Source organism: Empedobacter sp. GD03797 (assembly GCF_029842105.1).
GTDB lineage: Bacteria > Bacteroidota > Bacteroidia > Flavobacteriales > Weeksellaceae > Empedobacter > Empedobacter falsenii_C.
On the sequence record NZ_JAOCFS010000002.1, the window covers coordinates 99,005 to 124,178 of the forward strand.

General features: G+C 31.6%; 22 protein-coding genes. 9 read left to right on the forward strand and 13 right to left on the reverse strand.

Going from position 1 to position 25,174, the window contains the following annotated elements; genetic code table 11:
* Positions 1-18: 18 nt before the first annotated feature.
* Entirely contained in the window at positions 19-2,718 is a 2,700-nt protein-coding gene (locus N5D90_RS02375; RefSeq protein ID WP_280061447.1) for a TonB-dependent receptor domain-containing protein, read from the reverse strand.
* Between the two features lie 275 nt (positions 2,719-2,993).
* Here N5D90_RS02375 and N5D90_RS02380 point away from each other — a divergent pair, with 275 nt between their 5' ends.
* A complete protein-coding gene (locus N5D90_RS02380) occupies positions 2,994-3,134 on the forward strand; it encodes a hypothetical protein (RefSeq protein WP_181816309.1) in 141 nt (46 codons plus the stop codon).
* A 453-nt stretch (positions 3,135-3,587) separates the two neighbouring features.
* On the opposite strand, the gene ffh is transcribed toward N5D90_RS02380, so the two are convergent.
* Entirely contained in the window at positions 3,588-4,949 is a 1,362-nt protein-coding gene (ffh, locus tag N5D90_RS02385; RefSeq protein WP_115000224.1) for a signal recognition particle protein, read from the reverse strand.
* Between the two features lie 116 nt (positions 4,950-5,065).
* Here ffh and N5D90_RS02390 point away from each other — a divergent pair, with 116 nt between their 5' ends.
* On the forward strand, positions 5,066-5,428 hold the full coding sequence (locus N5D90_RS02390; RefSeq protein ID WP_038334136.1) for a hypothetical protein: 363 nt from the start codon (positions 5,066-5,068) through the stop codon (positions 5,426-5,428).
* 55 nt (positions 5,429-5,483) lie between these two features.
* On the opposite strand, the gene hemB is transcribed toward N5D90_RS02390, so the two are convergent.
* Complete coding sequence (gene hemB, locus N5D90_RS02395) at positions 5,484-6,479, reverse strand: porphobilinogen synthase (RefSeq protein ID WP_038334133.1); 996 nt, start codon at positions 6,477-6,479, stop codon at positions 5,484-5,486.
* Between the two features lie 252 nt (positions 6,480-6,731).
* Between hemB and trmD the strand changes: the two genes are divergently transcribed.
* Positions 6,732-7,418 (forward strand): tRNA (guanosine(37)-N1)-methyltransferase TrmD, encoded by a 687-nt coding sequence (gene trmD, locus N5D90_RS02400; protein ID WP_280035683.1) that lies wholly within the window; start codon positions 6,732-6,734, stop codon positions 7,416-7,418.
* Positions 7,419-7,458: 40 nt separating this feature from the next.
* Here the strand turns inward: trmD and N5D90_RS02405 are convergent, their stop codons facing one another.
* From N5D90_RS02405 to N5D90_RS02415, 3 genes are all read right to left on the reverse strand, one after another.
* Positions 7,459-8,244: an alpha/beta fold hydrolase gene (locus tag N5D90_RS02405; protein WP_280061448.1), complete on the reverse strand. Its 786-nt coding sequence runs from the start codon at positions 8,242-8,244 to the stop codon at positions 7,459-7,461.
* Positions 8,245-8,320: 76 nt separating this feature from the next.
* Entirely contained in the window at positions 8,321-9,022 is a 702-nt protein-coding gene (gene def / locus N5D90_RS02410) for a peptide deformylase (RefSeq protein ID WP_280045609.1), read from the reverse strand.
* Complete coding sequence (locus tag N5D90_RS02415) at positions 9,019-9,432, reverse strand: DoxX family protein (RefSeq protein ID WP_221854462.1); 414 nt, start codon at positions 9,430-9,432, stop codon at positions 9,019-9,021. The genes def and N5D90_RS02415 overlap by 4 nt, the downstream gene beginning before the upstream one ends.
* 124 nt (positions 9,433-9,556) lie before the next feature.
* On the opposite strand from N5D90_RS02415, the gene N5D90_RS02420 reads away from it, so the two are divergent.
* The 4 genes from N5D90_RS02420 to N5D90_RS02435 all read left to right on the forward strand — a co-directional run bounded on the left by N5D90_RS02420 (position 9,557) and on the right by N5D90_RS02435 (position 12,997).
* Positions 9,557-10,372, forward strand: a complete 816-nt coding sequence (locus tag N5D90_RS02420; protein ID WP_125349378.1) for a hypothetical protein — start codon at positions 9,557-9,559, stop codon at positions 10,370-10,372.
* Between the two features lie 96 nt (positions 10,373-10,468).
* Positions 10,469-10,897, forward strand: coding sequence for a hypothetical protein (locus N5D90_RS02425; protein ID WP_115000237.1), 429 nt, complete (start codon positions 10,469-10,471; stop codon positions 10,895-10,897).
* A 73-nt stretch (positions 10,898-10,970) separates the two neighbouring features.
* Complete coding sequence (locus N5D90_RS02430; protein WP_038335798.1) at positions 10,971-12,236, forward strand: putative DNA modification/repair radical SAM protein; 1,266 nt, start codon at positions 10,971-10,973, stop codon at positions 12,234-12,236.
* The gene (locus N5D90_RS02435) at positions 12,236-12,997 is read left to right on the forward strand and encodes a TIGR03915 family putative DNA repair protein (protein ID WP_038335797.1); all 762 of its coding nucleotides are present in this window, start codon (positions 12,236-12,238) and stop codon (positions 12,995-12,997) included. The genes N5D90_RS02430 and N5D90_RS02435 overlap by 1 nt, the downstream gene beginning before the upstream one ends.
* A gap of 36 nt (positions 12,998-13,033) precedes the next feature.
* Here the strand turns inward: N5D90_RS02435 and ctlX are convergent, their stop codons facing one another.
* The 5 genes from ctlX to N5D90_RS02460 form a co-directional block, all read right to left on the reverse strand.
* A complete protein-coding gene (ctlX, locus tag N5D90_RS02440) occupies positions 13,034-13,972 on the reverse strand; it encodes a citrulline utilization hydrolase CtlX (RefSeq protein WP_038335795.1) in 939 nt (312 codons plus the stop codon).
* A 1-nt stretch (position 13,973) separates the two neighbouring features.
* Positions 13,974-14,888 (reverse strand): dimethylarginine dimethylaminohydrolase family protein, encoded by a 915-nt coding sequence (locus tag N5D90_RS02445; protein WP_115000239.1) that lies wholly within the window; start codon positions 14,886-14,888, stop codon positions 13,974-13,976.
* A gap of 78 nt (positions 14,889-14,966) precedes the next feature.
* Positions 14,967-15,944, reverse strand: a complete 978-nt coding sequence (locus tag N5D90_RS02450; protein ID WP_180904365.1) for an amidohydrolase family protein — start codon at positions 15,942-15,944, stop codon at positions 14,967-14,969.
* A 149-nt stretch (positions 15,945-16,093) separates the two neighbouring features.
* Complete coding sequence (locus N5D90_RS02455; RefSeq protein ID WP_280061449.1) at positions 16,094-16,363, reverse strand: hypothetical protein; 270 nt, start codon at positions 16,361-16,363, stop codon at positions 16,094-16,096.
* Positions 16,364-16,406: 43 nt separating this feature from the next.
* Complete coding sequence (locus N5D90_RS02460; protein WP_280061450.1) at positions 16,407-18,641, reverse strand: bifunctional (p)ppGpp synthetase/guanosine-3',5'-bis(diphosphate) 3'-pyrophosphohydrolase; 2,235 nt, start codon at positions 18,639-18,641, stop codon at positions 16,407-16,409.
* 362 nt (positions 18,642-19,003) lie between these two features.
* Here N5D90_RS02460 and N5D90_RS02465 point away from each other — a divergent pair, with 362 nt between their 5' ends.
* Together N5D90_RS02465 and N5D90_RS02470 are read left to right on the forward strand one after the other, a co-directional pair.
* Positions 19,004-20,911: an AMP-binding protein gene (locus tag N5D90_RS02465; protein ID WP_280061451.1), complete on the forward strand. Its 1,908-nt coding sequence runs from the start codon at positions 19,004-19,006 to the stop codon at positions 20,909-20,911.
* A gap of 95 nt (positions 20,912-21,006) precedes the next feature.
* Positions 21,007-22,878 (forward strand): Nramp family divalent metal transporter, encoded by a 1,872-nt coding sequence (locus N5D90_RS02470; protein ID WP_280061452.1) that lies wholly within the window; start codon positions 21,007-21,009, stop codon positions 22,876-22,878.
* Between the two features lie 58 nt (positions 22,879-22,936).
* Here the strand turns inward: N5D90_RS02470 and N5D90_RS02475 are convergent, their stop codons facing one another.
* The gene (locus tag N5D90_RS02475; protein WP_280061453.1) at positions 22,937-23,455 is read right to left on the reverse strand and encodes an ankyrin repeat domain-containing protein; all 519 of its coding nucleotides are present in this window, start codon (positions 23,453-23,455) and stop codon (positions 22,937-22,939) included.
* Between the two features lie 61 nt (positions 23,456-23,516).
* A complete protein-coding gene (locus N5D90_RS02480) occupies positions 23,517-25,040 on the reverse strand; it encodes a catalase (RefSeq protein WP_280061454.1) in 1,524 nt (507 codons plus the stop codon).
* Positions 25,041-25,174: the final 134 nt, after the last annotated feature.

Sequence of the window (25,174 nt, forward strand, 5' to 3'; positions counted from 1 at the left end):
TTTTGAAATTGTTTAGAATTAGAAAGTGTATTCAATTTTACCTCCCAATGAAAATTTTGCAATATTAGAGACTCTTCTTTCTCCAGAATCGTTGATATAAGTAGGTTTTAAACCAAAAACATTTGTTGTATAAACAGATACTTTGAATCCATTCAAGAAATCTTTCGAAATGCGTAAATGGAAATTATGCAATGAATTTTGTAATTCTGCTAATGTTTTTTGTGGCGCTTTAATCAAATGTCCGTACAAATCTGTATTTCCTTGATCTTCGACAGGAATTGCATGATAAACAGAATTTTCATCCAAATATCCTATTGGATTTCTATTGTTGTATTTATCATGATTTTGAATAAAAATATGTTCTGTACGAAGAGATAAAATCAATCCAACTTTTTTCAAATGATAATTAAAATTTGTTCCAAACATTAAAGCTTCATCATTCGATTTTGGATTATAATAGACAGCATATTTTTCTTTTGCTAAAACATTTGTAGAAGCTTCATATTCATAAACAGGCTTATTATTTGTTGTTTTTGTGTACGAACCATTCACCGAAATATCTAAATTTAGAGATTTGATTCGGTTAAAATTTATAAACATTTCGATACCTTTATCCGTCGATTCTAAGTTATTTTCTAAAGTATTATAAATAATTTGATAAGCTTCTTTTCCAGTTACAGAATAGGTTGGAGTAGAAGTAGACGTGTCCACACTAATTGTAGAACCTTCTAAAGTTGTTGCATGATAAACTTTTGAAATACCATCTTTCAATTGATTATAATATCCTGTTACATTTAATGATCCGAAAGGCAAATTAACATCAAAACCTATTTCTGAATTGTAAGATCTACTTGGTTTCAAATTTAAATTATTTCCTTCCAAAAGAAACGTTTCAATCCAGCCATATTGCTTATTATTGACATAATAAATTCCGTCTCCCAACAAACGATCGTAAATTCGATCTCCCGTAAATAGTTGATTCAACGAAGGTGCTTTAGAAGCAATTCCGTATCCACCACGAATTCTAAACACTTTATTGAACGCGTAAGATGTATTTATACGCGGTTGAAATGTGTTATTTCCATATTGATTATCGAATCTAAAACCTAAATCTAACTTGAAAACATTATCATTTTCGCCAAATTTCACAATTCTATCTTCTGCATAAACAGACAATTGCCATTGCGTTTTGGTGTTTTTGAAATTATAATCACGATAACCCAAACCACCTTTTGCTCCACTTAATGTATAATAATTAGGCGTTGTATTTTCGTCCGTATATGTTCCGCGACCTTTGTTAGAGCTTGATCGAGAAGATAAACCAACAGAAAAAGTATGGTTCCAATTGTTTTTAGATTCGTAATTTTTTACACCTTCTATATTTAAGAAAGTAGACATCGGAATTCCTTCTACATTTTTGACAAATGTATATTGATTTGGTAAAAATATCGCATCCGAAATTCCATTTTCCGTAGAAGTTGTGACCGCAGCAGTTGCGACATTATTCCAACGTTCTTCTTTCGAATTTTGCTTCTCATAATTGATGTTTGCGTCAACATTTAAAGCATCAATCCAATCTTTTTTCAAGTTCCATTTCAGATTATTAGATAATCGAATCGTGAACTTATCATTCTTTATTTTAGGATCCGAAATATCATCTGGATCATATTTTATTTTATCATTATTGATTGCAAAACTTCCTTCTAAAGTATTAACCAATGTATTGATTTTGTTCGATGATTTCCACGCAGCATTTGTTGTAATACGATTATAGGATTTCAAATTATCGCGAACATCTTCATTAGAAGCCAAATAATTCCCCGACAAACTCAAGAAATTTCTATCATTAAGCTTGAAACCTTTTGATATATTATATTCTGTTGTCGCATCTAACATCGAAATAGAAGCGCGTAGGGGAGTTGAACCAACTTTAGAATTGATAATGATTAGTCCTGAAGTTAAATCACCATATTTTGCAGGAGCAATTCCTTGAATAATTTTTACTTCATCGATATTAGCCGTTGTAATTTGACGCAAATCGACACCATAGCTTGGATTGTTAAAATCATTGAAACCACCACCATTTAAAGAGGTAAACGCTTGCATATTTTCATTGTTTGAAATTGGAATATCATTGACTACAATCGACGTCCCAAACGCTTTATTCTGAAAATAATCTTTGCGATCACTATTTGTATTACTTGACAAACTTCCTGATAATCCCAAATTATTTGAAGAAATCGCAGTTCTAAAAACAACATTTTTGAATTCGTTGTTGTTAAAATCCATTGTAACTTGTCCTGGTAATTGTTGCAAAACTTCGTTTAACGAAAACGCTTGCACATTTTCTATTGCTTCTTTACCAAGCGTAATTTCTGAATATTCCTTTTTCTTTTTCGGGAAAATATCAACTTGTTCCAAACGTAAAGTTTGATTGTATAAGACAATCGAAACATTATTTTCTGAAGAGTCTACAACAATTTCTTGTGTTTCTTTTCCTTTTTGAGAAAAAGACAAATTAGTATTCTCGTTCGTTAATTCTATTGTAAAAAAACCGTCCGAATTTGTTTGTGTCCATCGTTTGGTTTGAGGATCCTGAACCTGAACATTAGATAATTTTTGACCATTTTCATCCGTCACAGTACCAGTTAAAATTCGTTGGGCATTTACAAAACTAAATGTACCCAATAGTGAGAGCGCTAATAAACCTTTTTTCATCAATAAGAAAATTGTGTTGCAAATTTATTTTAAACTAATCTAAATAGCAATAGAACAAAAATCATATTTTAATAAAACATTAAATATTAATCAAAAGAAGCAATGTTATTAGGTCATAGATTATGTTAAATAGAAAGTGATTGAATTTATCGATTTTAGAGAAAGAAGAATGTATATCTATAAAAGGGATAATCAGAATAAATGGTAAATATTTATTGATAAAGAATAATCGAAATGAATGGGAATTATCTGGAGGAAGATTATAACCAAATGAATTGCCAGAAGAAACTCTTGAACGTGAAATTTATGAAGAATTAAATATAAAGTGTAAAGTTTCAAAAATTGTTAATTCTTGGGTTTTTGAGGTTGCTCCAAATAAAACTATATTTATTGTAACCGGTACAATGAAATTATAATAAGCAAAGAACATTCAAATTTTAGATTATTTAATCTAGAATAATTAGAACATATGGATATTCCAAAAAGGATATCTAAACTCTATAAAAAATATCTGTCTAGGAGATTCTTTAATTTTCTTATTTAACATAATAAAGATTATTAACATTAATATTTCATAGAAATAATAATGTTATAATCTTTATTATGTTAAATTGAATAACCTTATACCACTAACTTTTATATTTAATGTTTAGTTAAACGTTTTTTATTTAAATTTATAATTAACAAATAAATAGATGTATGAAACATTTTATCTTACTTTTTATAACAGCTTTCGACTCATACATCTACGACTTTGATTTTGGATCAATCCTACGTTGATGGTTCAAACTTAACGTTTACGAAGCAAAAATAAAATCTATAAAAAAACCTCCAATAATTTGGAGGTTTTTAGTTATATATAATTGTTATTACATTTTTGGCATTCCTGGGAATCCACCTGCTGGCATATTTTTAGACATTGTTTCCATCATCTTTTTACCATTTGCAGAATTCATAAATTTCATCATTTTACCCATTTCAGAGAATTGTTTCAATAATTGATTCACTTCTTGTAAAGATGTTCCAGAACCAGCTGCAATTCTTTTCTTACGAGAATTATCGATAATATTTGGATTTTGACGCTCTTTTTTCGTCATTGAGTGAATAATCGCTTCAACACCTTTAAAAGCATTGTCGTCAATATCTACATCTTTCAACGCTTTTCCAGCACCAGGAATCATTCCAACCAAATCTTTCATATTACCCATACGTTTGATTTGCTGAATTTGTTTTAAGAAATCATCAAAATCGAAGCTATTTTTGGCAATTTTCTTTTGTAAACGTTTTGCTTCTTCTTCGTCAAATTGTTCTTGAGCACGCTCTACTAACGAAACAACGTCACCCATTCCCAAAATACGATCTGCCATACGTTCTGGATAGAAAACATCTAAAGCTTCCATTTTCTCACCAGTAGAAATAAATTTGATTGGCTTATCAACAACAGTTCTAATCGTTAATGCAGCTCCACCACGTGTATCACCATCTAATTTTGTTAAAACAACTCCATTATAATTCAATACTTCATTGAAAGCTTTTGCAGTATTCACCGCATCTTGACCTGTCATAGAGTCTACAACAAATAAAGTTTCGGTAGGATTAACTGTTTGGTGAACGCGACGAATTTCATCCATCATTTGCTCATCAATCGCCAAACGACCAGCTGTATCGACAATAATTACATTATTTCCATTTTGTTTTGCTTGTACAATCGCTGATTGAGCAATTTCTACAGGATTTTTGTTTTCTAAATCAGCATAAACATCTACACCAATTTGCTCTCCTAAAACTTGTAACTGATTGATGGCAGCTGGACGATAAACATCACCAGCAACTAATAATACTTTTTTGTTTTTCTTAGTTTTTAGGAAATTAGCTAATTTACCAGAAAAAGTTGTTTTACCAGAACCTTGTAAACCAGCAATCAAAATAATTGTCGGATTATCGTCTACTTTCAGTTCAGTAACCTCACCTCCCATTAATTTTGCTAATTCATCATGAACAATTTTTACCATTAATTGTCCAGGATTAAGCGACGTAATTACGTTTTCACCTAAAGCCTTTTCTTTTACCGTATTTGTAAAATCTTTTGCAACTTTATAACTAACATCGGCATCAACAAGGGCTCTACGCACCTCTTTTACGGTTTCTGCAACGTTAATTTCTGTAATTTGTCCTTTTCCTTTTAAGGTATGTAATGCTTTATCTAATTTATCCTGAAGATTTTGAAACATTTTGAGTCAATTTTAGGACACAAATATAAAAAAATTATACCGAATAATACAAAATCACACAACAAGGGTTTTAATTAAGTTATAATGATTAACTTGCGTGCTCAAATTTTGGTTGAATGAAAAAAGGTTTAGTACTATTTTTATTCTTTGTTACTGGGGTGGTTTTCAGTCAAACAAAGAATAACCAAACTTATTATTTTTTTTCCATCGCTTATGGACAAGATAATGAAGTTTATGTGACAGATGTTTATGAAGCAAACATCGATAACAAGGATATCTACGGCAAATTAGCAGATAGATATACAAAGTTTCAGAATTATTTATTGAAAAATGGAACGATTAATTCTTTAAAAGAAATTCAAACGGGTTACGAAAAGAATTATCAGAAAAAAGAACAAGCTGAAGCTGAACAAAAATATTTTCTATCTACATTAGAAAAACAACAATTTACAGCGAAAATGATTAATTATTCGCTTTAAAACACAAAAAAACCACTTCAAATGAAGTGGTTTTTTATTTCTATTTTGAACTAATTTATTGATCATTCAATAATCTTGCAGCTTCTTTTGCAAAATAAGTTGAAATTAGGTCTGCTCCTGCTCTTTTGAAACAAGTTAAAGATTCTAAAATAACTTTATCATTATCTAACCAACCTTTTTCTACAGCAGCTTTTATCATTGCGTATTCACCTGAAACTTGATAAACAGAAACTGGAACTTGTAAATTATCTTTCACTAATTTCACAATATCTAAATAAGCCATACCAGGTTTTACCATCAAAATATCTGCACCTTCTTCTACATCTGCAATTGCTTCACGCAGCGCTTCTTGCGAATTATGGTAATCCATTTGATAGGTTTTTTTATCTTTCGGAATTTCTTGAGAATCAACTGGCGCAGAATCTAAAGCAGTACGGAAAGGTCCATAAAAAGATGAAGCATATTTCGCAGCATACGTCATAATTCCTACATTATGAAAACCGTTTTCCTCCAACGCAGCACGCATCGCTCCTATTCGACCGTCCATCATATCAGAAGGCGCAACAAAATCGGCACCAGCTTCTGCATGAGACAACGTCATTTTTACCAAAGCATCAACTGTTTCATCATTAATAACTTCCCCATTTTTGATGATTCCGTCGTGGCCATAAATTGAATATGGATCTAAGGCAACATCTGGCATTACAATCATTTCTGGAACAGCATCTTTAATTGCTTTGATTGTATTTTGCATCAATCCGTTTGGATTCCAAGCCTCTTTACCTGTGTTATCTTTTAAGTTATCACTAACTTTACAATATATGTTAACTGATTTTATACCTAAATCCCAAATTTCTTTTACTTCTTTTACAGTATTGTCAAGAGATTGGCGGTAAATACCTGGCATTGCAGCAATTTCTTCCTTTACACCTTCTCCTTCAGCCATAAAAATTGGTAAAATAAAATCGTTTGGTGACAAATGATTTTCGCGAATCATACTACGAATTGATTCATTTTTGCGTAGTCGTCTATGTCTGTTATATAAAAACATTTGATTAAAATTTTAGACAAATTTACTCGATTTCATTTGAATAAGGCTAATGAATAATATCAATTATATTTATTAATTTTAAAAGAAAATCAATCATTTGAATAATCAGTTAAAATATTTGTCATTCATCATATTATTTGGATTAACTTCTTGTAAAATGACAAGAAGAATTTATAAATTCTGTTAAAACAATCAAATTCAAAAAATAGATTTAAACTTGCGCAAACGTAGCTAAACAAATATCTTTGCAACATGCGAATAGATATTATCACTGTTTTACCCGAATTATTAGTTAGTCCATTTTCTGCCTCGATTATGAAACGTGCGCAAGACAAAGGTTTAGCTGAAATTCATGTTCACGATTTGAGAGATTTTGGAAAAGGACGTTATCGTCATGTAGATGATTATCCGTACGGTGGAACTTCTGGAATGGTGATTATGTGCGAACCTTTGGACAAAATGATTTCGAAATTGAAAGATGAACGCACGTATGATGAAATTATTTATTTGACGCCAGATGGAGAAACGTTGAATCAAACAATTGCGAATGATTTGTCGTTGAAAGGAAATCTTATGATGATTTGTGGACATTACAAAGGTATCGATCAACGTATTCGAGATATGTATGTGACAAGAGAAATTTCTATTGGTGATTATGTACTTTCGGGTGGAGAATTTGGCGCAATTATTTTGGCTGATTCTATTATTCGATTGTTACCTGGCGTAATTGGAGATGAGACTTCTGCCCTTTCAGACTCGTTTCAAGATGATTTGTTGGCGCCACCAATTTATACGCGTCCAGCCGAATTTAAAGGTCTTAAAGTCCCTGATGTTTTACTTTCTGGTAACTTTCCTAAAATAGAGGAATGGCTGCATGAAAAAGCAATTGAACGTACAAAAGAACGTCGCCCAGATTTGTTAGAAAAAAGATCAAAATAAATAGAAAAGCTTCCTAATTGGAAGCTTTTTTTAGTATTTTTTATTTAACTCGATGAATATATTCAATTACTTTATCGTTGAAAATTTGTGGTTGATCGACATTGACAACATGCCCACAATCATCGATAACAATCAATTCTGAATGTTTAGTATGCGCTTTTGTTAATTCCTGAATCGAAGGCAAAAACATATGATCTTCTGCTCCCATCACATATAAAGTCGGAATATTCAATTCAACTTTTCGAAACCATTTTAGCAACGGATTGACATCCGCAGTAAGTTTGAACCATTTCAAAAATTCTTTTTGATACAATTTTTTCGCTTCATTGATAAATAATAACCTTGATTCTTTGTGCGTATTTTTTGGCATGATAGCGAAAGCAAAAATTCGATACAAGATCAAATAAGGCAACATATGTTTGAACGTATTTCCAACATTAATCAAAAATTGACATTGGAAATTAATTTTCATAATAGCGCCTCCCATCACCATTGATTTGAATCGCTCCGAATAATCTTCTGCCAATTGTCGAATTACAATCGTTCCTAAAGACATCCCAACAAAATGCGTTTTATCAATATTTAAATGATCTAAAACATCAATTACATCTTTTGAAACTGATTTGAAAGTATAACGTTTTTCGAAAAGCGCTTTCAAGTTTTTCTTAGAACGTCCGTGTCCTCTCAAATCCATTAACAAAACATTAAAATGTTTGCGAAATTCACGCAATTGCTTGAACCAAATCGTAGAACTTCCTCCTGCTCCATGAACAAAAGTAACCCATTCTGTACTCGTTGGATGATTATATGTAGTGTATGCTAACAATTTTCTAAATAAGTTTTTCGCAAAATTAAACTAAAAACTATGCCAAGCATAATAATTTCTACGTTTTAAGAAATTTTTAATCTTCATCATCGTCGTCATCTATAAAAGAACCAGTCTTTTTCAAGTAAAAAACATCGTTCATTACTTCTGCTTTCACATAATTTAGCTTTTCTTGCTCTTTCATTCGATCCGTAAATAACGTTCCTGTTAAATGATCGTATTCGTGCTGAAAAATAACCGCTGTAAAACCTTCTACCGTTTCATCATGAAAATTTCCATCCAAATCATAATACTCCAATCGAAGAACCAAGCTTCTATACACTTTTCCGAAAATATCAGGAATAGATAAACAACCTTCACGACCGTGACGAACAATGTCCGAATACCAAGTAATTTTTGGATTGATAATAAACTCAAAAGGTTCGCCTTCTTTATCAAAACGTTGCACCCAAACCGCGTTGCGATTAATCCCAATTTGCGGAGCAGCAATTCCAACACCTTTACTCGCCTCATCTTGTACAGTCGCATACATACGATCGGCCAATAATTTGATTAACGGATCTTTTGGATCAATATCAATAGAAATTGATTTTAAGATTTTTGTATCTGCATCCGAAGTCGTTAATAAAACACGAAAAGGATCATAGGAATTCTTTTCTTTTATTAATGTCGTTTCTGCCTTTGTTAATGGCGTATAAACAATGTTTTTCATATTTTTTGATTGAGCAAATAATGCAGAAGAACAAATCAATAAGCTATAGGTTAATGTTTTTATCATTTTTTAAGGATCAATTTGTCTAAAGAATATTTTCCTGCGCCTGATAAAAATATAACTAAATAATTGATTAAATAGAATAATCCCAATTCTTTTTTACCAAAATCATGATCCGCATGTACGATAAATACCGCAACTAACATTGTAATGATTAGTGGAATCACTGCTAAACGAGTAAATAATCCAACTAAAACTAAAGAAGCACAAAGAATTTCTGCAAAAACCGTTAAACCCAAAGATACTTCTGGTCCAAGTCCAATTGGATCACCAAATTCAAAATTACCATTGACTAATTTTTGTAATTTTCCGAATCCGTGTGTAAACATAAATCCACCAGCAGCTAAACGTACTAATAACAATGATAAATCGATAAATGCAGGTTGATTTCCTAAAAGTTTAAATTTTGTGCTCATTTTTTTTAATTTTTTTCAAATATAAGTTCTAGTTTTTACGTTCACCTTTAAATAGATCAAGAAATCTACATTTTTGGATTAATTTTGGTTAATCTTTCTATTCAAGAATAAAAAAATACAACATATGTTAAAAAACATTGCTTTAATTACGATATTATTTTCAGGTTTTGCATTTGCTCAAAAATCTGAATTACAGCAAAATGATGTTTTAGGAAATCCAACTTTTATTGAAGAATCGATGCAAAAAGCACGTATTCGCATGAAGTTTATCGAAGGTTATGAAACCGAATATTACACAAAATCAACGTATAATAAAGATGGAAATCCAACAAAACGTGATTATTTTGATGAAGCTGGAAATAAAACTTTTGCTGAAACATTTAATTACAATGAATCAAATAAATTGATTTCGAGAGAAATGAAAAACAATGACGAAAGTTTAGTTTTCAATTTTGATTACGAATATACAACAGATGGTTATATCGTGACGAAAAGCGAAAATGATGTCAATGTTTCTAAAACGGAATATAAATTAGATCAAAATCAGAATGTAACTTACGAAAGAGAAACTAATTTATTGGAAGATTCGGATGTTTTTATCGAGAAAACGTTTCAATATCAAAATGGATTTTTAGTCAAAACATTGGTGAAATATAATCAAGGAACTTATACGTTGAATTATAAAAATGACGCAAAAGGCAATCCAATAGAGGAAACTTATGTAGACAAAGACAATAAACAAGTCAATAAATATGTTCGAAAATTTGATGAAAACAATAATATTATCGAAGAAACAGTGCTTGATGAAACAGGAAAAGTAAAGAATATTTCGACGATTAAATATCAATATGATAATCACAAAAATTGGACAAAACGCACACAATACGCCAAAGATATCGATCAACCAATTTCAAATACAACAAGAACAGTACGTTACTAAAAATACAAGAGCCAAGCTAATTTGGCTCTTTTTTATTTGATTATTTAACTAAATGTCATTAAATTTATTCAAATCAATCATTTAACTTCATCTATTATGATCAATAATGTGCAAGAATTTAATCGACTTTTTCAGTTATACCAAAAAGATAATCGTTTCAATTTGTACATAAATGATTATCCTAAAAACGAATTTTTATTTCAATTTTATTCAGATGAAATTGAAGATTTGAATATAGAATATGTTGATTCTACTTCAAATTCTATCAAGAAAATACATAATTATCGCTCAAAATTAAGTGATTTTTTTCAGCCCGAAGAGCTTCCAACATTAGAGATTAAATCAATTTCTGGTTATTTTAGTCATTTTGATTTTTATTTTATGACCAATGAAAAAACCTTTGTATTTAATTATATTCATCGCGATTTTTTATCTCAACTAATTGATATTCTTCTTGCTGAATTAGATTGTAATTTTATCAGCCGATTAAAGACTGAACTTTTAATCAATTTAGAATATGATTAATTTTTTTGTTAAACTTTTTTCAGCGACATTGTTTGACTTTTAAAAGAATTCATTTTGCTTAAAGCAAAGTAGAATGAATTTTGATCGAATTAATGAAAAGTTGAGCATCTTAGCAGATGCAGCGAAGTATGATGTTTCGTGTTCATCGAGCGGAAGTAAAAGACAAAACCAAAACAAAGGCTTAGGAAATGCATCTATGTCGGGGATTTGCCATTCGTTTACAGAAGATGGTCGATGCGTTTCTTTACTCAAAATTCTATTAACGAATCATTGTATTTATGATTGTGCTTTTTGCGTTTCTCGAAAAAGTAATGATGTAAAACGTGCTGCTTTTACAGTGCAAGAAGTGGTTGATTTAACGATTAATTTTTATCGTCGAAATTATATTGAAGGTTTATTCTTAAGTTCTGGAATTTTCAAAAATACTGATTTCACGATGGAACGCTTGCTTTTGATTGCGAAAAAGTTACGTCTTGAAGAGAATTTTAATGGATATATTCATCTCAAAACGATTCCTGGAGCGAGTGATGAATTATTGAAAGAAGCTGGTTTATATGCTGATCGAATGTCCATAAATCTCGAAATGCCAACAGAAGAAGGACTTAAATTAGTTGCACCAGAAAAATCACACGAAGATGTAAAAAAACCTTTAGGATTTATTCATCAACAACGAGTTGAGTTTAATGCTGAACGAAAATTAATCAAATCTACTCCAACCTTTGTTCCTGCTGGGCAATCTACACAAATGGTAATTGGTGCAACGCCCGAAAATGATATGCAAATTATGTATACAGCAAATCAATATTACAATGATTTCCAGTTAAAACGTGTGTATTATTCAGGTTTTATTCCAATCAATCACAATGATAATATGTTGCCGTCTATCGGAACTCAACCACCTTTGTTACGAGAGAATAGACTGTATCAAACAGATTGGTTAATGCGTTTTTATCAATTTGATGTAACGGAGATTCTTAATCAACAAAATCCTCATTTGGATACTGATATTGATCCAAAATTGAGCTATGCTTTACGAAATTTACATCTTTATCCGATTGATATTAATACAGCCGATTATCATTTAATTCTACGAATTCCGGGAATTGGTGTTCAATCTGCGAAGAAAATTGTTACCGCTCGAAAGTTTGGGAAAATCTATTCTTATCAATTAAAACGTCTTGGAATTGCTTACAATAGAGCAAAATTTTTCATGACGTGTGCAGATGATCAATTTCAACAAAAAGATTTGCTTGGTTCGCAAATTAAAAATAGAATTTTGAGTTTTAGTAAAAGTAAATATCTTAAAAATCAGCCAAATCAATTAAATCTTTTTGACTAATGGAAATTTATGTTTTTGATAATAGTTTTGAAGGTTTTTTAACGCTGATTTTTGATTATTATGTTAGAAAACCGAAGCAAATAAAAGTAGTTTCTGAAAGAGATTTTTTACCATCGATGTTTGATGAAGTTTATACTGTGATTACAGATGAAACAAAAGCAAAAAGAGTACATAAAAAACTAAAAGACAAACTAAATAAAACCAGTTACAAAGCTATACAAGCTGTTTTCTTGTCAGAAGAAGCTGAAGCCTACGAAAAGCTGTTTTATTATTGTTGTTTAATCATAAATGAAACAGCTGCAGTTCAATTAAATTATGGAAATGATTATGTTTTTTATGTCATGAAAATGTATCGATCAGTTCATCGAGAAAAGCATCATCATGAAGCATTTATCCGTTTTGAAAAGATTAATCAAGATTTATTTTTTGCGAAAACTGATCCAAAATATAATGTTTTACCTTTAATTATTAATCATTTCAGAAAAAGATATGCTGACCAGAATTGGATTATTTACGACACGATTCGAAAATATGGAATTTATTATGAAAAATCTTCTGGAAATGTTCAACAAATACAATTAAATTTTACACCAAAATCTTCAACTGCTCTAACTGAATACATTGATGTAAATGAAAATTTGTACCAAGAATTGTGGAAATCTTATTTTAATTCGACAACAATCGAAGCAAGGAAAAATTCGAAGTTACAAATCCAAATGATGCCCAAACGTTTTTGGAAACACTTGACAGAGTATAACTAAAAAAGGCTACGAAATTTGTAGCCTTTTGTGTATTTTTTATTTCTTTGGTAAGAAAACTTCCGCCATCATACAACGGGCACTTCCTCCACCTAATTTTTCAATCAAATCTATCTTAACAGGTAAAATTGGGTTATAAGCCTCAATTTTAGAAATTTGTTCTTGATTAAGCGAATTATAAGCCGTTTGCGACATCACCAAATATGATTGTCCTAAACCACCTACTTGCAACATATTTCCAGCAAATTGATGCATTTGCGCTTCTGTAATTGCAATAATTTCTTTTCCAGCTTCTAATAAGTACTCACAAACCGCTTTCTTTTCTTTTTTATCATCGATAGAATCTAAACAAATAATCGCATATTTATCTGCAATACACATCATTACATTGGTGTGATAAATCGGTTTACGTTCTCCATTTACAGTTTGATTCGCATGAAAAATAACTGGTGTATATTCTAATTCCTCACAAAATTCAATCAATAAATCTTCGTCAGTTCGTTGAGAAATACATGCATAAGCCAGTTCATGTTCACGATCAAGAATAATACTTCCTGTTCCTTCCAAGAAAATTTCGTCTTCTTCTGCCGATGTAAAGTCAATCACATCATCTATATGAAAACCTTTTTCTTCCAACAAACTCAATACATCTTCCTCACGACGCTCTTCTCTCCTGTTTTTTGCAAACATCGGATACAACACTACATTTCCGTTATCGTGAAAAGAAATCCAATTGTTCGGAAAAATAGAATCTGGCGTATGTGGCGAAGCAGTATCTTTGATCGTGATAACATTTACACCTTTTGAACGCAAAGCAGAAACCATTCCTTGAAATTCTTCTAACGCTTCTTTCTGAATATCTTCTTGAGAATCTGTTGTTTCCGTTTGGAAATAATTATTAACAGCCGTTTCTGGATTGTAATAAAAAGCTGTTGGCTCAACCATCAAAATAGTTGATGTATATTGTTTTTGTTTCATGTTATTTTCTGATTAATGGCATTGTAGAACATCTTAATAAACCTCCCATTTTAGAGACTTCTCTGTAATTAATTCGTTCCACTTTTATGTTCCATACATTTTCTAAATGATCATTTAAACGCGTAAAATTTTTCTCAGAAACAACAACTTCAGGAGAAATTGAAAACACATTAGGATTCATCCAATACATTTCTTCTTTTGTCACTTCGAATAAATTTTCTTTCCCAAAAATATCGACAATTTGCTGATATTCATGCTCAAATAAAAAGCCGTCTTTATAAATAATCGCTTTATCTTTCCCAACAGGATTAAATGTACAATCTAAATGTAAAATTCCTTCGTAAGGATCTTCATCATTCTTTTTCAATTCAAAATCCAAGACGTTTTTATTGGGAAATTTAGCTTTGATATACTCTACAAATTCAACATTTGTGCGTCCTGTTTTATAATTTTTGAAATCAGCTTGTTTGTACGTTCCAACAAAAATATAGTCGTTATACAAAATTACATCGCCACCTTCTACATAAACTTCTTCTGGTAACGCATTGATTTTATTTCCTTTGAATTGACGTTTTATTTCGCGATAGGCTTGTAATTCTTCTAAACGATCTGGAATAATATTCGCGATAAAGAATTCATCTTCAATTACAAAACCGACATCACGAGAAAAAACTTGATTACAATCTTCGATCAATGTTGGACGTAAAACTTCAACATTATATTTCTTCAAAACTTGTTCAAATTCTGACATTTCCGCAATCAAATCTTCTTCTTTTGGATAATCGTTATTCTTTACGGTTTCATAAGATTTTGCATCGAACGTCTGATCAAGTGTAGGATTAGCTCCGTTAGATTCTGCTCGACCCAAGACTACAGTTTGCAGTTGAGCCGTTTCATTCTGTACATTTAATCGCATAATTTATTGTGGTTTTTAATTTTGTGTTCCAAAAAAAATCCCGCAATTGCGAGATTTAATTTTGTATAAATATACATTTTATTTTTGAATTCCTAAAGCTTTCAAGCCATTTACTGTTGCAATATTAGAAAGTTGTTCCACATCATAAAAGTGGCAAGACTCTAGCATTACACGCAGTTCTGTTAACAAATGACCATCAGAAAAAGGTTTATAAATATCATTAATATTATCTGTTCCGAAAGCAACATTAATTCCTCTTGGAATCATTTCATCTACTGGCGTTACCGAATTGTGCGAAGGCGCCAAACGCTCTGTTCGATTATGATCAATCCATGCAGTTGGACAAGAAACAATGTGCATATCTGCTTTTTTGATTAAATCATATAATTCGTAACGATATTTTCTTGGATGAGCCGCTACAGAAATTGAGTGAACCGCAGAAACTTTTCCTTGCATTCCATGTTCGATCGTTTTCAAAGCTAATTGCTCAGTTTCTTTTTCTTCGTCTGTATTAAATTGATCAACATGAACGTGAACCAATTTATTTTTTGATTTTGCAGTTGATAATAAAATATCTAAATGCTCATCTTCTCTACCGAAATCTTTTGCAGGTAAACCTCCGATAATATCCACAAAATCAGAAGACATATCAAACCATTCGCGCGCTTTAGGATCAATAACTCCTTTCAACACTTGGTTTGCAAAACGCATTTCGATGTCTTTTCCGTAATTATCTTTTAAGCGTTGAGCCGCTTGTATACTACGATCTTCAATCACTTCGTCTGCATCAATAAAAGAACCAATTGCTTGACAACCTTGCTCTAACATGAAATTAATCGCTTTTTCCATGCGGAAATAAATATCATCAACAGATGAATTGCGTTTCATATCATCAACTAAATGCCATTTTTCTTTTAGGTAAGAATTAGATAATGCGAAAGTGTCCGAAGTCAATGAATAAGCTCTGTCTAAGTGTGAATGCGTATTAACCCAACCTCCTTTTTCGTTGATTTTTTCAAGTACTTCTTCAATTGGATTATAGTTTTGTTTGTTCATCGTGAGTTTGTTTGTTTTCGGGATGTAAAATTAACAAGATTATTCAAGAGAAATGAAGCGATATTATCAAAAAGATTTGTGTAACTTTGTGCCTTTGTTAGTAACATCAGCGAATAAAAAAGTCCAACGATATGTTGGACTTTTTTTATTTATGATTCTTTTTCTTTTTTCGAAACAATATCAATTTTCCCGTTTGGATATTTTTTATCTGTTTTGATTACAGCAATATATTTAATATCATCTGAATTCATTTTAGTAAAAATACTTTTATCTACTCTTTCTCCATCTAGAAAAACTGCGGGATCATTTGATTCTTTAATAACCGAACTATCAAAAATTCCTTTACGTGGAGATTCATTTACATCTTGTGCAAAACTCAACATTGGAAGGAATGCAAAAGCTAATAATAATTTTTTCATAAATCGTTAATTTATATGAAGTTAATCAAATATTTTATAAAAACTAATTTTTATATGTTCGTTTTACAGACTGAATTCCTTCAATATTCTTCAATTCCATCATAATTTTTTCTAATTCGGCTTTATTTTTAACAGAAACCGTAATCTTTCCATCAAAAATACCTGCATCTTCAGACAAATTAATACTATGCATGTTCAATGAATTATTTTTCGAAATAACTAACGTAATATCACTCACCATTCCAGCGCGATCCAATCCTTGTAACTCAATTAACGCTTTGAACTCTTGTTGAGAAGAATCAATCCATTTCGCTTTTATAATTCTGTACGCATAATTTGCTTGCAACGAAACTGAATTTGGACAATCTACCTTATGTACTTTTATTCCTTTTGAAACTGTGATAAAACCATATACTTTGTCACCTGGAATTGGATTACAACAACTCGCTAATTCGTAATCTAAACGCTCTTCATCATTCCCAAAAACAAGACTATCTAATTTCGTTTTGTCTACAGGAATATCATCTTTTTTAGTCGTATTAAATGTTGATTTTCTGAAACGGTTAATTAATCCAGTAAAGCCTGTATTTCGTTCCGCAAATTTGCGCAAATCGTTGTTGTCAATAATTCCCATTGCAACATTATAGAACACATCTTGACTCGAACTTAACTTAAAGTATTGCTGTAACTGATTAATCGTATTTTCACTAAAATCAACCTTTAAGTGTCTTAATTTTCGTTGAATAATTTCTTTTCCATCTTCTGCAACTTTACGTTTATCTGAGTTTAAAGAAGCTTTAATTTTACTTCTCGCTTTACTCGTTACAACATATTCTAACCATTCTAATTTTGGTTTTTGTTGCGTTGAAGTAATGATTTCTACTTGATCTCCACTTTGCAATTGATGCGACAATGGATACAATTTTCCATTCACTTTTGCACCCAAACAATGGTCACCAACGTTGGTGTGAATAGAGTAAGCAAAATCCAACGAACTTGCTCCTTTTGGCAACGAATGCAAGTCTCCTTTTGGCGTAAAAACATAAATCTCTTTGGAGTACAAATTGAACTTGAAATTATCCATAAACTCAATCGCATCCTTTGTATCTTCTTGCTCCAACATTTCACGAACTTGATGAATCCATTCATCAACTTTCGTTTCGTCATCCGAGACATTTTCTTTGTATTTATAATGCGCAGCGATACCCATTTCGGCAACTTCGTCCATTCTTTCAGAACGAATTTGTACTTCTACCCAACGCGCTTGTGGTCCCATAACCGTTACGTGAAGCGATTCATAACCCGTTGTTTTGGGTTGAGAAATCCAGTCGCGCATACGTTTTGGATTTGGAATAAATAAATCCGTTACCAACGAATAAATTTTCCAAGCTAAGAATTTTTCATTCTTTTTATCCGAACGATAAATTACACGAATGGCAAACAAATCAAAAACTTCCTCGAAAGGAATTCCTTGATTAACCGTTTTTCGATAAATTGAATTGATTGATTTTGAACGACCTTTTATCTCAAATTCTAAACCTTCGGCTTCAAGTTTTTCTGAAATAGTCTTACAGAAATCATCAATGTATTTTTTTCTTTCGGCTTCAGTTTCTGTTAATTTATGTTCAATATTAAAATATGCATCTGGTTTAGTGTATTTCAAACTCAAATCTTCCAATTCTGATTTGATGTTATACAATCCCATTCTATGAGCCAAAGGCGCATAAATAAAAATGGTTTCGGATGCTATTTTCAACTGTTTATCCTCGCGCATACTTTCTAACGTACGCATATTGTGTAGACGATCGGCAATTTTGATCAAAATCACACGAACATCTTCAGATAAAGTCAGTAATAATTTTTTATAATTTTCTGATTGTATCGAAACATCTTGTTTATTTAAGACCGCAATTTTTGTTAATCCGTCTATAATTTTTGCAATCTTTTTACCAAAAAGTTTCTCAATATCTTCTAACGTAAATTCTGTATCTTCTACCACATCATGCATCAAAGCAGCGGCAATAGACGTAGCTCCAAGGCCAATTTCGTCGGCTACAATTTTGGCAACAGCAATCGGATGATAAATGTATGGCTCGCCTGTTTTTCTACGCTGATCTTTGTGCGCGTCTACAGCCAAATCAAAAGCTTTACGAATCAGCTTTTTGTCTTCATCTGATAAAGTGACATATGTATTTTGAAGCATCTCTTTATAACGTCTCGTTATCTCAATGTTCTCTCTCTCTAATTGTTCGTCTGTAATAACATGAGGCGTATCCATCTTTCTTATGTTTTTGTTGATTTAGAAAAAAGCGTTAATTCCCTTTATATATCTGCTTTCTTCGAAGGATTAAATATACAATATTTTATTTTTTATAGACTATAATATTCAACTGATTTTATCGCTTATTTTAAGTCATTATTTTTATTCAATATAAATTTATAATGTATTTTTTACACTATTAATTTAACAATAAAAGTTGATTAATACAATCTGATTTTATCAATTTACAATTAAATACTACTTTTTATTGTATAGTTGATAAATATTTAAATGTCCTAAAACAAACATTTTAAACTTTATTATTAATTCTAAACATTTTTCTAACTTAACAAAACAAATAAAACACAACACACACATAAATGGATTACAAAACTTTATACTCAAAAAGTATTGAAGAACCTGAGTTTTTTTGGAAAGAAGAAGCGCAGAAATTAGCATGGTCAACTTACCCTGAACAAATCTTAAAACAAAATGAAAACGGATATTATTCATGGTTTGTTGATGGAAAAATAAACATGAGTCGTTTGGCTTTGGAGGAAAATATAAAAGCTGGACGTGGAGAACAATTTGCTTTAATTTACGATTCTCCTGTTACAGAAGTTGTTCAAAAAATTACATACAATCAGCTTTTAGAAAAAGTGAGTCGTTTTGCTGGAGGTCTTATATCGTTAGGATTATCAAAAGGTGATACAGCAATTATTTATATGCCAATGATTCCAGAAGCAATTGTTGCGATGCTTGCTTGTGCGAGAATTGGTGTAATACATTCTGTTGTTTTTGGAGGTTTTGCTGCTCCAGAATTAGCGATTCGTATTGATGATGCGCAACCTGATGTTATTATTTCGGCATCTTACGGAGTAGAAATTAATCGTCAAATTAATTATAAACCATTGATTGATGAAGCAATTGAATTAACACTTTACAAGCCAAAAAACATTATCATTTTTGAGCGTCCAAATCACACCGATGATTTAACAGCAGATAACGTTCATACCTATGATGAAATGTATCAACATCAACCTGCAGAACCTATCGAAGTTCCGAGTACGCATCCATTATATATTTTGTATACTTCTGGAACAACTTCTACGCCAAAAGGTGTCGTACGCGATACGGGAGGCTATGCAATTGCTTTAAATTCGACGATGAAATATTTTTACGATTTAGAACCAGGTGATACAATTCTTACTGCAAGCGATATTGGTTGGGTTGTTGGGCATTCTTATATCGTTTATGCGCCGTTAATTTATGGTGTTACAACAGTTATTTACGAAGGAAAACCAATCAAAACTCCTGATGCAGGCGCTTTTTGGAGAATGGTTGAAGAACATAAAATCAAAAATATTTTTACGGCTCCAACAGCAATTAGAGCAATCCGAAAAGAAGATCCAGAAGGAAAATTATTCCAAAAATATGATACATCAAGTCTGAAACGTTTATTCTTAGCGGGAGAACGTTGTGATACATCTACTTATTATTGGTTAAAAGAAATTTCAAAATTGCCCGTAATCGATCATTGGTGGCAAACAGAAAGCGGTTGGCCAATGTTAGGAATTTGTGCTGGAGTCGAAAATATAATGCCTGAACCTGGTGCAGCTGGATTGCCTGTTTTTGGCTATAATATTAAAATTGTTGACGACGAAGGTCAAGAAAATGATACGCGAGAAGAAGGTTCTATTGTGATTCAGCTTCCACTTCCTCCTGGTTGTATGACAAGTTTATGGCGAAATGAACACCGATTTATAAAAGGTTATTTTCAACAATTTCCAAATCATTATTTAACTGGTGACGGAGGTTTTAAAGATGAAAATGGTTTTGTATTTATTACAGGTCGAACAGATGATATTATTAATGTTGCTGGTCACCGATTAAGCACTGCAACAATGGAAGAGTTGGTTTCTTCTCATCCTGATATTACTGAATGTGCAGTTGTAGGAATTAAGGATGAATTGAAAGGTCAAATTCCAATCGGATTGATTGTTACAAAAGAAAATGCATCGAAATCGGAAGAAGAAATCGAAAAAGATTTGATTGCTTTATTACGCAAAGAAATTGGCGGAATTGCTTGTTTCAAAACATCTATAATAGTTAGCCGATTACCAAAAACGCGAAGTGGAAAAATATTACGCAAAACTTTATCTCAGATTGCAGACGGAACACCATTCACAATTCCATCTACAATTGATGATCCTACAGTTTTAGATGAATTAATTCACGAATTTTCAAGAAGAAATGTTGGCGTAGCCTTTACAACTTCGTCAATATAATCCATTTATTCATTCACTATTTCTAAAGCAGTATTCTTAGGATTACTGCTTTTTTTGTTCATTTTTACATAAATTTGGATTAGAAATATCATTCAATGCCAAATCAATCAAAATCATTAGAAGATGTGCACGAAAGTGTTCAAATCAAAAAAGGAAAGTTTAGAAAAATTCTAAGTTTTTTTGGACCGGCCTACTTAATAAGCGTTGGTTACATGGATCCAGGAAACTGGGCAACCGATTTAGCGGGTGGTAGTCAATTTGGTTATACTTTGATTTGGGTTTTGTTGATGAGTAACATTATGGCTTTGTTATTACAAAGTTTGTGTACACGTTTGGGAATTGTTCGACGAAAAGATTTGGCGCAATGCAACCGAGAAACTTATCCAAAAGGAATGAATCTCGTCTTGTACATTTTAGCCGAAATAGCAATTGCAGCCTGTGATTTAGCAGAGATTTTAGGTATGGCAATTGGTCTAAATTTACTTTTTGGAATTGATTTAATTTATGGTGTTTTAATCAGTTTCTTAGACACTTTTCTTCTACTTTATCTTCAGAAATTAGGCATGCGAAAAATGGAACTTTTCATTGTTGGTTTAATCACAATGATTGGTTTATGTTTTTTGACGGAAATGTTTTTAGCAAAACCAGATTTTGGAGAAGTTGCAAAAGGATTTATTCCATCTATTCCAAATAGCGCTGCATTGTACATCAGTATTGGGATTATCGGTGCAACTGTAATGCCTCATAATCTTTATTTACATTCTGCACTCGTCCAAACGCGGCAAATAAAACGCGATGATTTTTCAATCAAAAAAGCACTCAAATATAACTTTTGGGATAGTGCAATTGCTCTTAATTTAGCTTTTTTTGTCAATGCTGCAATCTTAATTTTAGCTTCATCCGTATTCCATAAAAACGGCTATCACGATGTTGCTGAACTGAGTGATGCTTATAGATTATTAGGTACAACTTTAGGAACAGATTTGGCTCCAAAATTATTTGCAGTTGCTCTAATTTTAGCAGGACAAAGTTCAACAGTTACAGGAACTTTAGCAGGACAAATTGTGATGGAAGGATATTTACATTTGCGTATTAATCCTGTTTTGAGAAGAATTTTAACTCGATTATTAGCCGTTGTTCCAGCTGTTGTGGTTATTCTTATTTTTGGTGAAAAAGAAGTTGGATCTTTATTGATTTTCAGTCAAGTTATTCTAAGTATGCAATTGGCTTTTGCCGTAATTCCATTAATTCATTTTGTGAGTGATAAAGCGAAAATGGGGAATTTTGCAATCAATACAACAACCAAATTTTTTGCATGGACAATCGCTTTTATTATTTCATTTCTGAATGCGCAATTAGTGTATGAAGAGGTGAATAAATGGATGACAAATAGTGAATCTTACACTTTAAACATTTTTCTTGTAGCATTAGAAATAGGGCTTTTAGTTTTATTATTGCTGACATTTTTTATTCCAATTATGTTGAAGAAAAATGAAGAAAATCAAAAAGAAATTCATGAACCATTTGAAAAGTTTACGTTAGAAGAAATCTCAAATCAACATTTCAAAAAGATTGTGGTTGCGTTAGATTTTTCGAAAACGGATCGAAAAGTTATCAATTATGCGACGCAATTAGCTACTACTGAATCTGCCATTATTTTGGTTCATATTGTTGAAAGTGCTTCTGCGAAATATACGGGAGAGCGTACGAATGATGAGGAATCTTTATCAGATTTGAAACGTTTGGAACAATATGCAGAAATCATTCGTCCTTTGTTTAATGAAACTAAAATCGAACTAGGTTACAATAATCGAATCAATTCGATTGCTGAAATTTGTAAACGAAATCAAGCAGATTTGTTGATTGTTGGTTCGCACGGACACCGAGGTTTTATGGATTTTATTTTTGGCGAAACGATTAATAAATTAAGACATCGCGTTAATATTCCGGTGTTTATTGCGAAATAATAAAAAGGCATTCAGAGAAATTTTGAATGCCTTTTTGATTAGATTAAAAATATAAAAATTATTTGATCGATAATAACTCGATCATTTCTTTATTTTCTTGTAGAATAGCATGATCTAAAGCAGTTTTACCATTATTATCTTTAATGTTTAAATCTGCACCAGCTTCGATTAGTTTCTTAGCAATTTCGTTTTGACCAAATGTTACTGCAAAAATCAAAGCAGAAGCGCCATTGAAATTCACTTGATTGACATCAGCTTTATTCGCAATTAGTAAATTTGCCATTTCAGGAAATCCTCTAAAAGCTGCGCCCATCAACGCATTATTTCCAGATAAATCTTGCGCATTAGGATTTGCCCCTTTTGATAATAATACTTTCGCAACGTCTGAACTATTGTTATAAATCGCTAAAATTAAAGGTGTGAATCCGCGTTGATTTGCTTCATCTACATGCTTTCCATTCGAAATTAATTCTTCTATTTGCTTCACATTATTTTCTCTCGCCGCACTAAACAAATCTTGCGCATAAATTGAAGAAAAACTAAATAGAAATAAGGCTAAAAATATATACTTTTTCATGATAATATTGATTTTATGAAAGTCATGGAGTCGAACTCAATCGACTCCAATCCAATAGAAATTATTTTGGTAAATATTGCTTTACATCGTTCATAGAAGTATTTGTAGCCTTCATCAAACGTGTTCCATATTCTGTATTTGCTTGGTAAAAATGTGCAATCATTTTATGAACAATTACTTTATTTTTAACCGCATTCAAAGCTCCTGATAAATTTTTGATTAAGTTATCTTGATCTTTTTTAGAGAATGATTTGTACAAATCTCCAGCTTGCACAAAGTTATTTTCTTTATCAATGACGTGCTGAGTTGTTGTTGCTCCCGCAGGAAAAACAGATTTTGAATACTTAAATTTTGCATTGTCTACAACCTCAGGAAGATTAGTTGAAGGTTGATAATTTACATCACCTTTTTGCTCTCGGATCGAAATATAACCATCTTGATTGTATGTTTTCACACTGTTTTTTGGCGCATTTACAGGAATTTGTTGAAAATTACCCGTTAAACGGTGACGTTGCGTGTCAAAATATGAAAACAAACGACCTTGTAATAATTTATCTTCAGAAGCTTCAATTCCTGGAACCAAAGAGGCTGGAGCAAATGCTGCTTGTTCCACTTGTTGAAAATAATTCGTTGGATTTTCATTCAATGTCATTGTTCCAACTTTAACTAATTTTGCAACAGATTCTGGCCAAATTTTCGTTACATCAACAGGATTGAAATCTAATTTATCAAAATCTTCTCGTTTCAATAATTGAACATATAAATCCCATTTCGGAAAATTTCCTTTCTCAATTTTATTACGTAAATCTAATGTTGCATGTTCTATTGCAGTCGATTGAATTTTATCCGCTTCTTCTTGCGTTAAATTTTTAGTTTCTTGTTGAGGAACCCATTTGTATTTCACATAAGTTACTTCACCTTTTGCATTTACCCATTTGTAAGCATGTACGCCATTTCCTTCCATTTGACGAAAATTTGCTGGAATTCCGTAATCTGAAAACAACCACGTTAACATATGCGTAGATTCTGGCAAATTAGAGAAGAAATCAAATACACGATTTGGATCAGATGCGCCATTTGTTACAGGAGAAGGCTTGAAAGCATGTACCATATCAGGGAATTTGATCGCATCGCGAATAAAGAAAACAGGTAAATTGTTTCCAACTAAATCGTAATTTCCTTGTTCTGTGTAAAATTTCACTGCAAATCCACGTGGATCACGGTAAGTTTCTGGCGAACCTTGTTGATGTGTTACAGTAGAAAAACGTACAAATAATGGTGTTTTTTTACCAGCTGTAGACAAGAAATCAGCCATCGTTACATCAGAAAAATCTTTATCAGCTACAAATTCTCCGAAAGCTCCTGCTCCACGTGCATGAACAACACGTTCTGGAATACGTTCGCGATCAAACGCTGCTAATTTTTCAATTAAATGAATGTCTTCTAGTAAAACTTGTCCGTTATTTCCGATTGTTTTAGAATTTTGATTATCTCCAACTGGAGCACCTGTGTTTGTTGTTAATTGTTGCGCGAATCCAATCGTAGAAAGGAATGCTAAACTTAATACTAAACTTCTTTTGATCATAATTATAGTTTTATTCTTTATTTATCATTTTAAGACAGAGCAAAACTAAATCGGATACAACTATAAATCAAATCTATAAAATCTATGAAATATAATTAATTTTTATAATAATTACAATTCAATTATTTACAAGG

What these genes read in the sequence shown, in the direction of transcription:
- N5D90_RS02435 (WP_038335797.1), top strand. Translation starts at nt 12,236, where the DNA reads ATGGAAATTTATGTTTTTGATAATAGTTTTGAAGGTTTTTTAACGCTG.
- N5D90_RS02430 (WP_038335798.1), top strand. Translation starts at nt 10,971, where the DNA reads ATGAATTTTGATCGAATTAATGAAAAGTTGAGCATCTTAGCAGATGCA.
- ffh (WP_115000224.1), bottom strand. Translation starts at nt 4,949, where the DNA reads ATGTTTCAAAATCTTCAGGATAAATTAGATAAAGCATTACATACCTTA.
- N5D90_RS02415 (WP_221854462.1), bottom strand. Translation starts at nt 9,432, where the DNA reads ATGAGCACAAAATTTAAACTTTTAGGAAATCAACCTGCATTTATCGAT.
- N5D90_RS02450 (WP_180904365.1), bottom strand. Translation starts at nt 15,944, where the DNA reads ATGAACAAACAAAACTATAATCCAATTGAAGAAGTACTTGAAAAAATC.
- N5D90_RS02470 (WP_280061452.1), top strand. Translation starts at nt 21,007, where the DNA reads ATGCCAAATCAATCAAAATCATTAGAAGATGTGCACGAAAGTGTTCAA.
- N5D90_RS02390 (WP_038334136.1), top strand. Translation starts at nt 5,066, where the DNA reads ATGAAAAAAGGTTTAGTACTATTTTTATTCTTTGTTACTGGGGTGGTT.
- hemB (WP_038334133.1), bottom strand. Translation starts at nt 6,479, where the DNA reads ATGTTTTTATATAACAGACATAGACGACTACGCAAAAATGAATCAATT.
- N5D90_RS02375 (WP_280061447.1), bottom strand. Translation starts at nt 2,718, where the DNA reads ATGAAAAAAGGTTTATTAGCGCTCTCACTATTGGGTACATTTAGTTTT.
- N5D90_RS02465 (WP_280061451.1), top strand. Translation starts at nt 19,004, where the DNA reads ATGGATTACAAAACTTTATACTCAAAAAGTATTGAAGAACCTGAGTTT.
- trmD (WP_280035683.1), top strand. Translation starts at nt 6,732, where the DNA reads ATGCGAATAGATATTATCACTGTTTTACCCGAATTATTAGTTAGTCCA.
- N5D90_RS02475 (WP_280061453.1), bottom strand. Translation starts at nt 23,455, where the DNA reads ATGAAAAAGTATATATTTTTAGCCTTATTTCTATTTAGTTTTTCTTCA.
- N5D90_RS02420 (WP_125349378.1), top strand. Translation starts at nt 9,557, where the DNA reads ATGTTAAAAAACATTGCTTTAATTACGATATTATTTTCAGGTTTTGCA.
- N5D90_RS02480 (WP_280061454.1), bottom strand. Translation starts at nt 25,040, where the DNA reads ATGATCAAAAGAAGTTTAGTATTAAGTTTAGCATTCCTTTCTACGATT.
- N5D90_RS02455 (WP_280061449.1), bottom strand. Translation starts at nt 16,363, where the DNA reads ATGAAAAAATTATTATTAGCTTTTGCATTCCTTCCAATGTTGAGTTTT.
- def (WP_280045609.1), bottom strand. Translation starts at nt 9,022, where the DNA reads ATGATAAAAACATTAACCTATAGCTTATTGATTTGTTCTTCTGCATTA.
- N5D90_RS02445 (WP_115000239.1), bottom strand. Translation starts at nt 14,888, where the DNA reads ATGCGATTAAATGTACAGAATGAAACGGCTCAACTGCAAACTGTAGTC.
- N5D90_RS02460 (WP_280061450.1), bottom strand. Translation starts at nt 18,641, where the DNA reads ATGGATACGCCTCATGTTATTACAGACGAACAATTAGAGAGAGAGAAC.
- N5D90_RS02425 (WP_115000237.1), top strand. Translation starts at nt 10,469, where the DNA reads ATGATCAATAATGTGCAAGAATTTAATCGACTTTTTCAGTTATACCAA.
- ctlX (WP_038335795.1), bottom strand. Translation starts at nt 13,972, where the DNA reads ATGAAACAAAAACAATATACATCAACTATTTTGATGGTTGAGCCAACA.